The organism is Paenibacillus sp. FSL P4-0176, from assembly GCF_037975265.1.
Classification (GTDB): Bacteria; Bacillota; Bacilli; order Paenibacillales; family Paenibacillaceae; genus Paenibacillus; species Paenibacillus amylolyticus.
The window spans coordinates 4,820,320-4,834,757 of sequence record NZ_CP150242.1 but is presented as its reverse complement, the minus strand read 5'-3'; the positions used below and the strand labels follow the sequence as shown (position 1 = coordinate 4,834,757).

General features: G+C 46.4%; 14 protein-coding genes. 7 read left to right on the top strand and 7 right to left on the bottom strand.

Annotation, left to right across the window (positions count from 1 at the left end):
- The first annotated feature begins 107 nt into the window (after positions 1-107).
- Positions 108-2,090: an ATP-dependent DNA helicase gene (locus MKY95_RS22460; protein ID WP_076318950.1), complete on the top strand. Its 1,983-nt coding sequence runs from the start codon at positions 108-110 to the stop codon at positions 2,088-2,090.
- A 487-nt stretch (positions 2,091-2,577) separates the two neighbouring features.
- Here MKY95_RS22460 and cysK read toward each other — a convergent pair whose 3' ends face one another.
- Positions 2,578-3,534: a cysteine synthase A gene (gene cysK / locus MKY95_RS22455; protein ID WP_076318951.1), complete on the bottom strand. Its 957-nt coding sequence runs from the start codon at positions 3,532-3,534 to the stop codon at positions 2,578-2,580.
- Between the two features lie 163 nt (positions 3,535-3,697).
- Positions 3,698-4,081 (bottom strand): hypothetical protein, encoded by a 384-nt coding sequence (locus MKY95_RS22450; RefSeq protein ID WP_036674948.1) that lies wholly within the window; start codon positions 4,079-4,081, stop codon positions 3,698-3,700.
- 318 nt (positions 4,082-4,399) lie between these two features.
- Here MKY95_RS22450 and MKY95_RS22445 point away from each other — a divergent pair, with 318 nt between their 5' ends.
- Positions 4,400-4,534, top strand: a complete 135-nt coding sequence (locus MKY95_RS22445; RefSeq protein WP_339194465.1) for a hypothetical protein — start codon at positions 4,400-4,402, stop codon at positions 4,532-4,534.
- Between the two features lie 15 nt (positions 4,535-4,549).
- On the opposite strand, the gene MKY95_RS22440 is transcribed toward MKY95_RS22445, so the two are convergent.
- Complete coding sequence (locus MKY95_RS22440; RefSeq protein ID WP_017687536.1) at positions 4,550-4,783, bottom strand: hypothetical protein; 234 nt, start codon at positions 4,781-4,783, stop codon at positions 4,550-4,552.
- The gene (locus tag MKY95_RS22435) at positions 4,780-5,817 is read right to left on the bottom strand and encodes a nucleotide-binding protein (RefSeq protein ID WP_051447360.1); all 1,038 of its coding nucleotides are present in this window, start codon (positions 5,815-5,817) and stop codon (positions 4,780-4,782) included. Before MKY95_RS22435 ends, MKY95_RS22440 begins: the two co-directional genes overlap by 4 nt.
- A gap of 950 nt (positions 5,818-6,767) precedes the next feature.
- On the opposite strand from MKY95_RS22435, the gene MKY95_RS22430 reads away from it, so the two are divergent.
- Complete coding sequence (locus MKY95_RS22430; protein ID WP_036614465.1) at positions 6,768-7,502, top strand: YitT family protein; 735 nt, start codon at positions 6,768-6,770, stop codon at positions 7,500-7,502.
- Positions 7,503-7,705: 203 nt separating this feature from the next.
- Here the strand turns inward: MKY95_RS22430 and MKY95_RS22425 are convergent, their stop codons facing one another.
- On the bottom strand, positions 7,706-8,176 hold the full coding sequence (locus MKY95_RS22425; RefSeq protein WP_076318952.1) for a DUF2188 domain-containing protein: 471 nt from the start codon (positions 8,174-8,176) through the stop codon (positions 7,706-7,708).
- A gap of 391 nt (positions 8,177-8,567) precedes the next feature.
- Between MKY95_RS22425 and MKY95_RS22420 the strand changes: the two genes are divergently transcribed.
- The 3 genes from MKY95_RS22420 (at position 8,568) to MKY95_RS22410 (ending at position 11,431) form a co-directional block, all read left to right on the top strand.
- Entirely contained in the window at positions 8,568-9,368 is an 801-nt protein-coding gene (locus MKY95_RS22420) for a lipid II flippase Amj family protein (RefSeq protein ID WP_036614460.1), read from the top strand.
- 137 nt (positions 9,369-9,505) lie between these two features.
- Positions 9,506-10,114: a TetR/AcrR family transcriptional regulator gene (locus MKY95_RS22415; RefSeq protein ID WP_036614459.1), complete on the top strand. Its 609-nt coding sequence runs from the start codon at positions 9,506-9,508 to the stop codon at positions 10,112-10,114.
- Between the two features lie 81 nt (positions 10,115-10,195).
- Positions 10,196-11,431: an MFS transporter gene (locus MKY95_RS22410; protein WP_076318953.1), complete on the top strand. Its 1,236-nt coding sequence runs from the start codon at positions 10,196-10,198 to the stop codon at positions 11,429-11,431.
- A gap of 103 nt (positions 11,432-11,534) precedes the next feature.
- Here the strand turns inward: MKY95_RS22410 and msrA are convergent, their stop codons facing one another.
- Both msrA and MKY95_RS22400 read right to left on the bottom strand, forming a co-directional pair.
- Positions 11,535-12,497 (bottom strand): peptide-methionine (S)-S-oxide reductase MsrA, encoded by a 963-nt coding sequence (gene msrA, locus MKY95_RS22405; protein WP_036614455.1) that lies wholly within the window; start codon positions 12,495-12,497, stop codon positions 11,535-11,537.
- 181 nt (positions 12,498-12,678) lie between these two features.
- The gene (locus MKY95_RS22400; protein WP_143781418.1) at positions 12,679-13,368 is read right to left on the bottom strand and encodes a VTT domain-containing protein; all 690 of its coding nucleotides are present in this window, start codon (positions 13,366-13,368) and stop codon (positions 12,679-12,681) included.
- Positions 13,369-13,489: 121 nt separating this feature from the next.
- Between MKY95_RS22400 and MKY95_RS22395 the strand changes: the two genes are divergently transcribed.
- On the top strand, positions 13,490-14,428 hold the full coding sequence (locus MKY95_RS22395) for a Gfo/Idh/MocA family oxidoreductase (protein WP_036614452.1): 939 nt from the start codon (positions 13,490-13,492) through the stop codon (positions 14,426-14,428).
- Positions 14,429-14,438: the final 10 nt, after the last annotated feature.

The following is a 14,438-nucleotide window of genomic DNA, read 5'->3' as shown; positions in this document are numbered from 1 at the left end:
AAATAATCTCGTAAAAAAAGCTTGTCACCCGCTTCATCGCGTGAGATAATTAACTTTTGCCCTGCGGCCTTTTTTGAACGGAAAATGAAAGAGGACCGCGTCTAAGAATGGAGGCTGACCTAGGATTGTCTACACAACGTTATCCTTTTGCATATGATCCGGCTGAACCTTTTGTATCCCGTCTGGGAGAATGGGTCGCCGATGTTTTTTACGATATTTTGCCAGAGTTCGGCTTCGAGGTACGGGATGAACAGATTTTTATGGCGTACCAGCTCGAACGGGCCTATGGAGATAAAAAGACCATTATGGCGGAGGCCGGTGTCGGAACAGGCAAGACGTTAGTCTATCTGCTCTACGCGGTCTGTTATGCACGTTATACGGGCAAACCGGCAGTGATTGCTTGTGCCGATGAGTCCTTGATTGAACAGCTTGTGAAGCCCGGTGGAGATATTGCGAAGCTGGCTGCACATCTGGACTTGGAAGTGGACGCACGTCTGGGCAAATCACCGGACCAATACGTTTGCTTGAACAAATTAAGTGCAATGCGATTTGCGGATGAAGATGCGCCCGTTATTGAAGAAGTGCATGAGAGTCTGCCGGATTTTGTGAACACGCCGGGTACACTTCAGGCTTTCCATCCGTATGGTGACCGCAAACAGTATCCACATCTGAACGATCGTCAGTGGAATAAAATCAACTGGGACCCGTTCCAGGATTGTTTTGTTTGTCCTAAAAGACAACGCTGCGGCCTGACGCTGTCGCGTGACCATTACCGTCGTTCTAAAGACATCATCATCTGTTCCCATGATTATTACATGGAGCATGTGTGGACGTATGATGCGCGCAAACGTGAGGGACAATTACCACTGCTACCTGATCACAGCTCAGTTGTATTTGATGAAGGACATTTGCTGGAAGAAGCAGCCCTGAACGCACTGAGCTACAAGCTGAAACACCGTATCTTCGAGGAACTCGTCACTCGCCTGTTAGAAGGAGAGATTCGTGAATCCCTCGCGGAGTGTGTGGATGAAGCGATTGAGAGCAGTGAGCGACTGTTTGCGTTGCTGGATACGTATACGGTGGCGATCCCTGGTTCGGAACGGAAAGAAGTTCGGGTAGAGCCGCCACTGCTACGTGAGATTGAACGTCTGACGAGTGTGCTGGATGCAATCGGCGAAGAATTGGTATTTGAGAGCGGATTGTTCTCGCTGGATGGTTACCAGATGCGTGTCGTGGAAGAACATCTCGATATGATTCAGTCTGCGCTTGCTTTGTTCCGTAAGGAAGATGGTTACATCTGTTGGGCGGAAGAGAGCGAGGATGAGACGACCTTATCGATCATGCCGCGCACCGTGAAGGAAATGCTGAACGAGCGTGTGTTCAACACAGGCATTCCAATCGTGTTCTCCTCTGCCACGTTATCTGTGGACAGTTCATTCCGTTATGTGGCGGACAGCCTGGGCGTTGATGATTTTGTATCATTCTCGGTGGCTTCCCCGTATGATTATGCGGACAAAATGAAGATGAAAATTACCGATGAAGCTATACCGGGTCACCCGGAGAACGAAAATCGCATGCGTGATGCGGTGTCGTTACTTCAGGAGAGCGGGGGACGTGCGCTGGTTCTGTTCCGTACGATGGAAGAGCTACGTGCATTCAAGCAGGACATCGTTCATGTACCTGAAGCAGAAGGTTTGCGCTTTATGTATGAGGGCGACCGGGAGATCAGTGATCTGATCGCGGCATTCCAGCAGGATGAGGAGAGTGTGTTGTGCTCCGTTAATCTGTGGGAAGGACTGGACGTTCCAGGTCCGTCATTATCCAATGTCATGATCTGGTCGCTTCCGTATCCACCACAGGACCCTGTCTTCAATGCAAAACGCAGTGCGTCGGCTGCACCATACGAAGAGATCGATCTTCCGTATATGCTCTTGCGTGTGAAGCAAGGTCTCGGACGTCTGATTCGGACAAGCACAGATTCTGGTTCCGCGGTCATTCTCGATGAATCGCTGTATACCAAAAAGGAAGCCAAAGACCGCATTGCGGCCCTGCTTCCTGAAGGTGTGGAATGGACAACCCTGACACACTAACCAGCTTACGTTAAATGTTCTTGCTTTATTTTCGATGATAAGGTTTCTTGCCAAAATAAGTTCTTGTTCTCTGCGGATTCACCATCCGTATGTGAGCAAGAGCTTATTTTTTGTTTTGATGGTTCCTTCAACGTACTTCTCTTCCCTTTTTTTCGAGGGGTTTTCCCTCGCTCCTCGCTACCAATCGCTCCAACATTCTAACGTACCGCACCTTATTAGGGTGATAATGAAGAGATGTAAATTCTAACGAATCTCAGTAACGTTATCCCGCCGAAAATAGCTCTTAAGCCTGTAAATCGACCGAATTTGGAGAAATAACGTCGCTGTGATTCGTTACACGTCAGACCTGCGCAAATAGGAGCGAATAGCGTGTGTCAGGTTCATTAGAACCAATGACCAATGAGCGCTAATAAGGGAGGGCCTCTGTCATGCTCATGACTTATGGGACATGGAAGCCCCTTTTTGATGTGTATAGATTTATGCTGTGTTAAAAAATACCCATGCTCAGATACCGTTCCCCGGTATCCGGCGCAATGCAGAGCACTCGGTGCCCCGGCCCCAGTTCCTTCGCGATGAGAAGGGAGGCCCACACCGAAGCGCCGGAGGAAGGGCCGAGCAACAGCCCTTCCCTGGCAGCAAGCTGCCGCATCGTATCCAGTGCGTCCTCATCGGACACCTGGATGATGGCATCCCATACGTCGGTATTCAGGATGTCCGGAATGAACCCCGGACTTGTACCGACGAGCTTGTGTGGTCCGGGCTCGCCACCGGACAACACCGGAGAACCTTTGGGCTCCACCGCATAGATGCGGATGTCAGGTAACTGCTTACGCAGTTCTTCCCCGGTGCCAGTAATGGTTCCGCCGGTTCCCGCCGTAGCGATGAAAGCATCCAGCCTGCCTTCCATCTGCTGCATAATCTCGGGAGCCGTCGTGATCCGGTGAATATCCGGGTTTGCCTGATTTTCGAACTGTTGCGGAATGAAACTTCCTGGAATGTCTGCCTGAAGTTCTTTCGCTTTGCGAATCGCACCTGGCATCCGCTCTGCAGCAGGGGTGAGCACCACATCTGCGCCGTAGGCTTTCAGGATGTTGATGCGTTCCTTGGACATATTGTCCGGCATAATCAGAATGGCTTTATATCCTTTGGCGGCGGCATTCATTGCAAGACCAATCCCGGTATTGCCGCTCGTCGGTTCAATAATGGTAGCACCAGGGAGCAAGTGTCCCGCAAGTTCAGCCTGAACGATCAGGTTGTAGGCGGCACGGTCTTTGACGCTGCCACTTGGGTTGAAGTATTCCAGTTTCACGTATACATCAGCAGAGTTGCTGCCTGTGAGTCTGTTCAGTTTAACGGCAGGTGTCTGGCCGATCAGTTCTGTTACATCTGCGGCAATGCCTGTATGTGCGGGTGTTTGTTTAATCGAATGTGTATTCAAATCCATGAAGTACAGCTCCTTGATTGATAAGACGTTGAGAGTATATCCGGTTGAAACTATATCATGCCTTATTGGAATGGTTGGATATCTCTATTCCATCTTAATGAACGTAACCTTCCGTGGTCAACTTGTTTTGCTGGGGAATGGGTTCTATATTGTCAGAGTTGTATCAAGTCTGCGCCAAGTCCATCTGCAGATGCCGACTGAGTTCTTTTTTGACTTCATTACGTGCGAATGTCCACAGCATATAGAACCGTTGCCAATACCCTCTGCACATATACAGAGTTTCGATACCCTCGGCTTCCCGTTTCTCTTCCAGTACTTTGACACCGCGGGTTCTCATCTGTTTACGAAGGGCCAACATCTCCTTGAGCACATTGTTCTGAATGCGGGTCAGCGACAGAATGTAGACTTCGGGCATCTTCAGCAGCAACGTATCCAGTGTGTGAATATCTCGTTCAAGTACATCCAGCAAAAGCGTGCGCACAACCAGACCTTTGATCAGACGATGGTCTTCATCCGCAGGGGATGGGGCGGAAGTTGAGGATGTCATATGTTCACTTCCTTAACCTTTAATTGGAATTTTATATTTACAGAACAAGTGTTCCTATATTATAATCAATATATGTAATGGAGATACACAATACAACCGAGAAATATTGGAAGCACACATTACCGCATTTTCCTAAAGGTACAGATAATGAATGAAGCTAGGGATTTAGGGACAAGCCTGCTCCAAAATAAGGTATAATTTATGGGTTTTGCAGGAAACCTAAGGCCATAAACCAAATAAGCCTTATGCAATGTAGTCTGCTACAGAAGTGATTACAAGCAATGAATTACTGCAATGAATTGCGATCATGATTCAAGGATGTCTTACCTTAACACGATGGCACCAGGTCAACGAGTAGAAGCAGTTTTATTTTTAGCGAAAATGAGCAACAAAAAAGCCCCTGCCTTGGGCGGCGGGGCCTATGGAATACTGCCGATTCAGCGGCAGGTTTGATGATGTGTTCAGAAATTAAGCAAGATATTGAGGCTTTTCGTAGAACGCCTCTTTTTCAAGGATGACCTTATAAGGTCTTTCCTTGCCCTTCAGGGAGGGCCCAATGGTAGTTAGCGGTACGGCCGGCTTGTGGAAACGATCTTCTTCCTTGGGTTCCGGAACCGGTCGTGATGATTCGGGCGCAGAACTGAGGCGTACCTTTTTTTCGCTGCCCCAGCGCTTGCTTATTTTTTTCGTTTCCGGTTTCATTCCGGTTCGCCTCCTAACAAATCGTTGATGGCGTTGAACAGTTGACGATTCTGTAGGTCAATCTGCTGAAATACCGCCTCATCCGCTTCAATATGTCCAATAATGTGAACGGTGATAACATACCTCTTGGCTACAGGATAGCATAGCAGATACTCTTTCTCAAGGTAATCATCATACAGGTTAATCTTGATTTTATTCTCCCGGTAAGAATCAATCACCAGGATGCGCTTGGGATCATCCGGTTGTTTGTCGTCGTTAGCGGACAAGTCATACTTTCTCCCCGGTTCTCCAACATTACCACATAATTGCTCGATGTAACCACTGTCATCTGTACGGTATATGGCTGTGCCACGTACAGCGAATGGAGGATGAGAGACAAAGGCAGTACGTAAGGCATCGCTCATTCGCTCCAGCATCTTGGCATCTGCTTTGCGGGTACGCAGCAATTCCCTAAAGAACCGCAGCAACTTAAGCAGTTGTAACCTTGCTTCTCCCTCAGTGCGTTTATGCTTCTCAATGATGTTCTCCAATTCTGGATCACTCCAGCGTCCTTGTTCCTCAATACTGTCTGCGATTTTGGAACATGCCACGGACACGGCTGGTGCCCACTTTCCGTCAGAACGGATTTCATATACGAGTGGATTTAACCCCAGCAGATCTGTGGGCATACGCAATCCTTCGACCTTGGTTGTGTCCTTGATGTCTGTAATATCCTCAGGAAGAATGAAAAAAATACGTTTTCGTCCCAGACGACCCATAAACAGACCCATTTCCAGCATTGTATTATCCCGGACTGACGCGTAGTACTTCCCGCGAATTTTGGATATATCATCCGGATGAAAAATAAAAATGGCAAAGTCAGTCGTACGGACCTCTACTTCCAGATCGTCCATGGTATAGCTACTTGGATTAAAAACCCCGGAATACCAAGGGGTAACTTCGGCTGAAAAACGTAAGTTTTCGTGTACTGCGGCTGCAATCGGCTTCGCTTCCAGCGAGCAGCCAATAAAGACTCTTGGCTTTAACGTTTTCATCAATCCGCCTCGCTTAAACGGTAGTGGGATTCAATTGTTATATTATACCATAAACAGCAGAGTAAGTCTGGAAACGTCTGAACTGGACAAAGAATAAGCCGATTACGTTTGCTATAGTGTATGTGTGAAAGGAAAATGATTCCTTTAAAAAGCGCAAGAAAATAAAAAAAGGCCCCAATTTGTCACAGTTGGGTGACTGACAGTTATTTTTGGAAGCTTTGGTCATAGAATAAAGGAGCAGGTTGCACCATTAGCAAGCATTGCTTATCCTGGTGTTGCCGTATGACTGCTGGAGCAGTCCAAAGGCTGCTTTATGCCTGTTTTTGAGGGGTCTACTGTTTAGACCCGGTCACGTTGGTGTTATATAATAGAAGAACAAGCAAGTTAGCTTTGGTGTTTAAACTGAATGAACTTGCAACTGCTGTAAGTTGGATTTACAATTTACACAGGAACGAAGAGTGCAGAACCCATCTGTAGAAGCGAAGCGTTCGTCTGAAAGCTTTTTGAATGAAAGCAGCTTCGGAAGCATAAGCGATCACCGGATTTTCCCCAGAGGGAAAATGGAATTCCAAAAATCCGGGGATAACCGCGATCAAAAGAGGGTACTGTAATCCAAGTGTAAGTGTACAATTAAATGTTCAAGCTTACGCATTGTAGTTATTTTTCAGTTTAACTGAGCACAGCTAACCACAACAGAACAGAAAGGATCAGGATACCATGAGTTCCCGAAGGACAATCTCCCCAAGGACGATCTGGAAACGTTACGATCTCTCATACACATAGCGCCCCTTGTAGAGTACACCAACCGGTTTCAAAAAAACGGCTGACTCTGCGAAAGAGGGGATTGGAATGAATATTCGAAGGACGTACACGATGATTTCTTCCAGGCTTACCTTTTGCAGGGTACGGTCGGTCTAAAAAACCAACCTACAAACTGCGAGGGAACCTGAATGAAGAGAACATCGTTAACCTTACAACACGTTAAAACAGAGGCGATCAAATTCGCCATTATGCTACTCGGTACATTTATTTTAGCTTTTGCTTATTATCACATTAACTTTCAGAATCATTTATCGGAGGGCGGATTTGTTGGTCTGGCCCTGCTCGGAAAATACGCAACAGGCTTATCACCTGCTATCGGTATGTTGTTACTGGACATTCCGGTCATGATCCTGGCTTGGTTCCTTAAAGGCTGGAAATTCATGATTCAGGCATTGCTTGGCGTCGGTGCATTTTCCCTATTCTATGACGGCTTTGAACGATACTCCACACTGGTATTGTCGTTTAACGGAAATCTGTGGATTCCGGCAGTTCTATCCGGTATATTGACAGGGGTAGGCGCTGGGATCGTGCTTCGATTCGGTGGAGCGACAGGTGGAGACGATATTCTCGCCGTGCTGGTTAGCCGCTGGAAGGGATGGAAGCTGGGAACAGTTTTCTTTGTCAGCGATGCTTTTGTATTGGGATTGTCGCTTTTCTTTCTTCCGGTAAAAGAAACTTTATATACGATTCTGGCCGTATGGATTGCCAGCAAAGTCATCACGTACGTCGTTAGTGTTCCGGCTCGCGGAACCGTGGTTACAACTTCGGCGGTGAAATTGCCGATGCCATCGGCTGCAGCCAAGGCAGTTAACGCTGCTGCTATTTCACAACGGACTACGGTGGCTAGAGGGGTATCCAATTAACCATACGTCTCAGAACAACCATAACCTGCATGCATCATATTCAGGTCTTGATAGTTAAAGTTCATACAAAAATCCCTTTTGACTGCTCTTCAGCAGCAAAAGGGATTTTGTTGTTTTTGCGCATGGAATGATTTTATATTCGCTGAACTGTGGAATGATAGCCCACTGTGAAAACAGCCATTTTCCGATGTCATCCGATTCATTCAAGACTTGATCGAAGAAGCAATCTGACCATCCTGATTATGGATAATCGCTCGAATATTTTGTTTGCTACTCAGTTCTTTGGCCTTATCTACAGCTTCTGCCTTAGTATCAAATGTGGACAGATAGGTAGACTTTCCTTCTTCTTTGATCGCCCAGCCGGAGTCAGTAGGCACGACATGGATGTTGTCATGACTTTTGGACGAAGAAACGGGCTCAGAATGACGACGATCCGTGGAAGACGACTTTTTAGAGTTGGAGTTATCGGAAGAAGATGTGGAGTCCGATTTCGAACTTTCCGGTGCGGGATGGTTCTCATCCCATTCTTCTGCCTTAGCTGTCGCTATGGCAATCGAGCGTCCTTCCTCATACCCGTCATCGAGCAGAGCATTGGCAATCTCAATTGCTTTATGTCTAATACGTGGTTCCAGGTTCTTCATGGATACCGGATAATCCTGTTTGTTCCAAGGCATATGAACCCCTCCTGTACAATAATGGATTATTTGTATATTACCCTGTGAGGAGAAGGATAAACGATGAACATCCGAGGTCGTAAGTGCATTTACCGATGATCTATATAAATTGAAATAAACATTCACACGAAACGGAGAGGACAGAAAAAACCTGAAGAAACGAAGTGTTCGCCTTTATCACCGGATTTATTCCTTTATAAAAGGAATAAAAAAATCTGGGGATAACAGCGATCGGAAGGTTGTTCTGTCATCGGAGTGTCCAGTGTAAATATTCTTTAGTTCGACTTATATAGAAGGATCTCGTTCCTATACTTTTGCAAGCCAGAGGAGTATAATGCTGTCCATGAAAGAAATAAGTTCAACAAAAGGAATATAAAGGAGTACATACATAATGTTTAGTCTTAGCCTGGCAATCCCTATGCTGTTCACCATGCTGATTCATGCCGCAGACAGCTTGTCATACGCGCTCCGCCTTGGTGGACTACGCACCCGCAGAATCGCGTTGGCCATTTCATTGGCAGGTATCTTGTTGTTGGTTTCTCGAACCTCGAATATGGCCCAGGGTCCGATGGTAGGTAATCTAGTGGATACTGCAACACGTGGAACCAATCCACACTTTGCGGCGCAGCTGCACTGGTTAATGGGTGCGGCAACAATTGGAACGGCATTAGCCATATTGTGTTTTCCAACTATGGTGAAGCTCTCATCAAGAATGGTTGTACATTTTGAAGCAGCCGGTTCCATCCCTGCGATGGTTCGCGGTATGCTGAAGCGAAGCAAGATTAGAAATGCAACGTATTACATCACCCCGCCATCCTGGAAGATGGCCAAACGATTGGTACAACATGGGATGCCAAGACGGTTAATGCTGCTTAATGTAGCGGTAACCGCAATCTATACCACAGGTGTCCTGTCCAGCTTATACGCAGCGTACCTTTACCCAGGGCAGGCTGTAGCTGCATCCCAATCAACCGGGTTAATTAACGGAATAGCGACTATTTTGTTAACCATCCTGATTGATCCGCGGATTTCCCTGCTTAGTGACAAATCATTACGTGGCGAGATCCGTTTGGATCGCATGAATCAGATTTATGGTTGCATGCTCGTATCCCGTTTATTCGGTACACTGTTGGCACAGTTGTTATTAATTCCATTTGCGTATTGGATCGGTTGGATTGTAAGTATGATGTGACTTCTTCTTTCCTGAATTGTAGCCAGGCACTCTCTTGTACCCCCTTTTGAAACAGCAAATGAGAGGGTGCCTGTGCAAAATGAATTGACGGAGTATTTGTGTTGTGATACTATTAGACCGAATAGTCGGTTTAATTTATGGAGGTTTTTCCAATCGAAGTTAAACGAAGAAAAGATGTTGCCCAGATAAAAAAAGACATTGCACGTAATACCAAGGAACTGTTTGCCCAAAAGGGATATAGTGCAACTTCCATGGAAGACATATGTACGATTAACAATCGGAGTAAAGGCAGCATCTATTATCATTTCAAAAGCAAAGAAGAGTTATTCATGTATCTAATCAAGCTTAACAATGAAGATTGGATGGATGCTTGGTTGGACAAAGAATCCGGGTATAAGACTGCCATAGACAAACTGTACGGACTTGCTGACCATTATGTAGATGATTTGGCTAACCCGCTGAATCACGCCATTAACGAGTTTGTCTCGGGTCAGGTCGTCAGTCAGGAGATGCTTGATGAGATGCTTTCCCTGATCCGAATTCCGTATGCGACATACGAGTCCATTATTACTAAAGGGATGGAAGATGGAGAGTTAAAACCGGATGACCCACAGGATGTAATGCACATCATCTACGGTCTGTTTAGCGGATTGACTACACTCTATTATGAGAAGGACCTGACAGATATTCGTCGTATTTACCACAAAGGCATGGCCAGTCTGCTGGCAGGTATTCAACAAGGTTAACCATGAAAAGCTGATGTAACGTCAGTTTTTCTTTTTAAATATTAATAAACCGGACAGTCGGTTTAAAAGAGGAGATGGCGAATGAACACATTGTTCAGAAACAAAGCTTTTTTAATCGTGACAGGGTCTGATCTGCTGCAAAATCTGGCGATATGGATCCGGAATATGGCGATCCTCTATTATGTGATGGATAGAACTCAGGGAAGTCCAATAGCCGTCTCGCTGATTACCGTACTTGAATATGCTCCGATTTTTGTTTTCTCCATCATTGGTGGTGCACTTGCTGATCGCTGGAATCCCAAACGTACGATGATACTGGGGGATATTCTGAGTGCGTTGTCTATTGTCATGATTATCGGTGTTTTATCTTCCGGGTATTGGCAGATTCTATACGTAGCCACGTTTGTATCCTCTATCGTTAGCCAGTTTTCTCAACCATCCTCTCTAAAGATTGTGAGGCGAAATGTAAAGGGAGAACATTTGCAGTCTGCAATTGCTATTACACAGAGTGGTCAATCGTTGTTTTTAATTCTCGGACCAATCGTTGGAACGTTTATATACACTGCAATGGGAATTCAGGCATCCATGTACGCATTACTCATTCTATTCCTGATCTCTGCGCTTCTACTCACATTGCTTCCTAAAGACGCCACCCAGCGGGAAACAAATACCTCATTATTAGCGGATATCAAAGAGGGGTGGCAATATGTTGCTCGATCTCGCTCGTTAAAAATGCTTAGTTTGGTATTCATCTGTATAGGGCTTTCTGCGGGTCTCATCAGCCCACTTGGAATATTTCTGATCACCGAACGTCTGGGACTTGAAGCAACGTCGTTACAGTTTCTCTCTGGAGCGTCCGGAATAGGTTTATTGATTGGAGGAGGTATTGCGGCTGCTGTAAGTGCCAAGCTGAACCAGACCTTAACTCTGCTTGTAGGTGTGCTGTGTCTGGCTGTAGCCACGATGGGGGAAGTGTTATCCAGTTGGTTCTGGTTGACCCTTTTGATCAGCTTCTTAAGCTCAATCAGTATGGCATTCATCAACGTCATCATCTCCACATACTTGGTCACTCGGATCGATGAGCATTTGATCGGGAGAGTGAATGGCACCATCACACCTTTATTCATAGGAAGTATGCTTCTTGGATCTTCCATGGCAGGTGTACTGATGAACAGCACATCCATTTTTATCGTCTACGCAATCTCGGTTACCGTGATGATCCTGGGTATTGTTCCAGCGATGCGAATTCAATTTCGTAATGATCAGACGGCTCCTGCCAATCAATTGAATTCGGAAATCTCTTCGAGCCAAACCTAATCAATGCATTCTTGTGCAACAATAGTTCGTCTATTAAAAACAAGAATGTACGACAAAAAAGCAGCGGGATCATCCCACTGCTTTTTTGTATTTGTATTATAACTTATTGGAAAAGGACGGCGTACTCACCGTAACCTTCTTTTTGCAAGTCTTCTTTGGGTACAAAACGAAGTGCAGCAGAGTTGATGCAATAACGCATTCCACCTGCTTCGGCAGGACCATCGTTGAACAGGTGACCCAGATGGGAATCACCCTCACGACTTCTCACTTCGGTACGAATCATGAAGTGGCTGAGATCGGTTTTTTCCTTCACGTTGTGGTCACGCAATGGACGTGTGAAGCTCGGCCAGCCGCAGCCGGAGTCGTATTTGTCGGTAGAACTGAACAATGGCTCGCCAGATACGATGTCCACATAGATACCATCACCGTGGTGATCCCAGAATTCGTTATGGAATGCAGGCTCGGTCGCGCTGTTCTGCGTAACTTCATATTGAAGCGGCGTCAAACGCTCTTTCAGCCCGTCTTTATCCACGTTACCGGTCCAGTTACGTTCGATGAAATCTACACGTCCAGAACCTTTGCTGTAGCGTTTGTAATGGGCAGGGTTCTTCCGGTGATAATTTTGATGATGTTCTTCCGCTTCATAGAACGGTTTGGCTGGCAAAATGGGTGTGAAGATTGGTTTGTCAAAACGTCCACTTTGTCCCAGCTCCGCTTTGGAAGCTTCCGCAATCTGGCGCTGCTCTTCACTGTGATAGAAGATAGCCGTCTGATAGGAAGATCCGCGGTCATGGAATTGTCCGCCTGTATCCGTAGGATCAATCTGCTGCCAGAACAGTTCAACCAGTTTCTTATAAGGGAAGATGGCAGGGTCAAACGTAATTTGTACAGCCTCTACATGTCCTGTTGTCTCCGAGCAGACCTCTTCATATGTTGGATTCTCGGTATGTCCTCCTGTATAACCCGATACGATCTTATGAATACCGGGCAGTTCTTCAAAGGGGGATACCATACACCAGAAGCATCCGCCTGCAAAAGTTGCTAACTCACTTGAATGTTGTTCCATGCTATAGTCACTCCATTTCTGATGAAGATTTAGCGCTCGTGTTCGAGCTCCAGCAATCTACCGTTTTATTAAAACTTGTTACACAAGCATTAGGCTTGCTCTTCTATTATATCCTGAATTGGCAAGCCAACCAAGCCGGAATGAAAACAAGCTGAATCTGAACGGTTTGCTAATTCTGAATTCAGGCTTTGTTGCGTGACCGAAAGCGAAATAAGAGCAATACAATGGCCATGAACACCAGATATCCGGCAAGGATGGCCAAGCTCAACCAGATTGAGGTTTCAGCTTGTGCACCTGCATAGGCAAATACAAAAATCGCTGGCATTTTCCCAATGGCCGTGGCAAGCATGAAGACCCAGAATGGCGTGTACGTTATACCTGCGTAGATATTAACGGCCATCTGAGGCACGATCGGCAACAGTCGCATCGACATGACACCCATGAACGGATGTGCTTCCATCCATGTGGTAAAACGGTTCAGACCCCGAATACGTTCGAGGTACGATCTCGCCTGATGTCTGAAGATGGTTCTTGCTCCGCCGTAAACGAGCATGGCTGCAAGTGTGGTGCCAAGCCAGCATATCCAGGCTGCTGTGGTGGTACCGTAACTGTAACCAAAGGCGATAATAACAAACTTATAAGGAATTACAGGCACAAGAGCAAACAATGTTGCCATGGCGAGTAACAGCGGAATGGACTGATGAAGATCGGTCCAGGCCAGCAGTTCATATCTGTAAATAAACGTGACTCCTGCAAGTAAAACATATAACAGAAGCCATAACCATTTTCGCAAAATCCCAAACGCTCCTTTCAGATCAGGCAGGTCTGGTCGTGTCCCGATCTGTACTGCTGTTCCTCCTAAGTTTACCACGTTCGCCCATTGTCTGAACAATTCGTGCGAAGTCTGCTGCAATCACTGGCAAGTTGCTGTCCGAAGGGTTACACTATAGGACGTGGAAATATAGAACCGAACTGAAGGTGGAATGATCATCATGGAAACAACCCAACGTAAACGAGTTGCAATTATCGGCCTCGGCGATATTGCACGTAAAGTATATTTGCCGCTGTTAACAGCTCATCCGAACGTGGAGATTGTAGGCATTATGAATCGATCTCCGGAGCCGGTCAAAGCCGTTCAGGAGGCGTATCGATTAGAACGGGGAACAACGGATCTGAAAGAACTGTTGTCCTGGGACTTGGATGCGGTGTTTGTACATACAGCAACGGAAGCGCACTTTGACATTGTCATGCAATGTCTGGAACAGGGATTAGCCGTGTACGTAGACAAACCGTTATCCTATACGATTCGGGAGTCGGAAGAGATGACTGCTTTTGCCGAGGCACAAGGGCTGCTACTGGCCGTGGGCTTCAACCGCAGATTCGCACCGATGTACCAAAAAGCGAAAGAATGGATGCAGGGTGGAAAAGGTTTTGAATCCTTGACAGTGACCAAACATCGTACAGGCATTCAGGATCGTCCTGCGGCAGAAACCATCTATGATGATCTCATCCATATACTGGATCTGATGTTGTGGTACTCGGATCATAATGTGGAGTTGCTTCATCAATGGATTCGGAAGAATGATCGGGACAGACTGCTGCATGCAACGGGAACGGCCAAGCTGGGCAGAACAGCCTACGGTCGATTCGATATGGTGCGTGAAGCTGGGACAGATCTGGAGAAGATCGAATTGCATGGTGGTGGACGATCTGTTGAAGTGGTGAACATGGACATTATCAGCTACATGGAACAGGGGAGTCTGGAAACCAAAGAAACGTTCGGGAGCTGGGACACCGTGTTAACACGCAGAGGTTTTAGCGGAGCAGTTGATAATTTCCTGGCTTGTCTGGACTCACCTGATGATTGCCTGATCAGTGCAAGTCATGTCATGGACAGTCATGAACTGGCGGAACAATTGATTCGCAAATAATTGCAGAATA

What these genes read in the sequence shown, in the direction of transcription:
- MKY95_RS22425 (WP_076318952.1), bottom strand. Translation starts at nt 8,176, where the DNA reads ATGCCTTGGAACAAACAGGATTATCCGGTATCCATGAAGAACCTGGAA.
- MKY95_RS22420 (WP_036614460.1), top strand. Translation starts at nt 8,568, where the DNA reads ATGTTTAGTCTTAGCCTGGCAATCCCTATGCTGTTCACCATGCTGATT.
- cysK (WP_076318951.1), bottom strand. Translation starts at nt 3,534, where the DNA reads ATGGATTTGAATACACATTCGATTAAACAAACACCCGCACATACAGGC.
- MKY95_RS22410 (WP_076318953.1), top strand. Translation starts at nt 10,196, where the DNA reads ATGAACACATTGTTCAGAAACAAAGCTTTTTTAATCGTGACAGGGTCT.
- MKY95_RS22415 (WP_036614459.1), top strand. Translation starts at nt 9,506, where the DNA reads ATGGAGGTTTTTCCAATCGAAGTTAAACGAAGAAAAGATGTTGCCCAG.
- MKY95_RS22395 (WP_036614452.1), top strand. Translation starts at nt 13,490, where the DNA reads ATGGAAACAACCCAACGTAAACGAGTTGCAATTATCGGCCTCGGCGAT.
- msrA (WP_036614455.1), bottom strand. Translation starts at nt 12,497, where the DNA reads ATGGAACAACATTCAAGTGAGTTAGCAACTTTTGCAGGCGGATGCTTC.
- MKY95_RS22440 (WP_017687536.1), bottom strand. Translation starts at nt 4,783, where the DNA reads ATGAAACCGGAAACGAAAAAAATAAGCAAGCGCTGGGGCAGCGAAAAA.
- MKY95_RS22430 (WP_036614465.1), top strand. Translation starts at nt 6,768, where the DNA reads ATGAAGAGAACATCGTTAACCTTACAACACGTTAAAACAGAGGCGATC.
- MKY95_RS22460 (WP_076318950.1), top strand. Translation starts at nt 108, where the DNA reads ATGGAGGCTGACCTAGGATTGTCTACACAACGTTATCCTTTTGCATAT.
- MKY95_RS22435 (WP_051447360.1), bottom strand. Translation starts at nt 5,817, where the DNA reads ATGAAAACGTTAAAGCCAAGAGTCTTTATTGGCTGCTCGCTGGAAGCG.
- MKY95_RS22445 (WP_339194465.1), top strand. Translation starts at nt 4,400, where the DNA reads ATGTCTTACCTTAACACGATGGCACCAGGTCAACGAGTAGAAGCAGTT.
- MKY95_RS22450 (WP_036674948.1), bottom strand. Translation starts at nt 4,081, where the DNA reads ATGACATCCTCAACTTCCGCCCCATCCCCTGCGGATGAAGACCATCGT.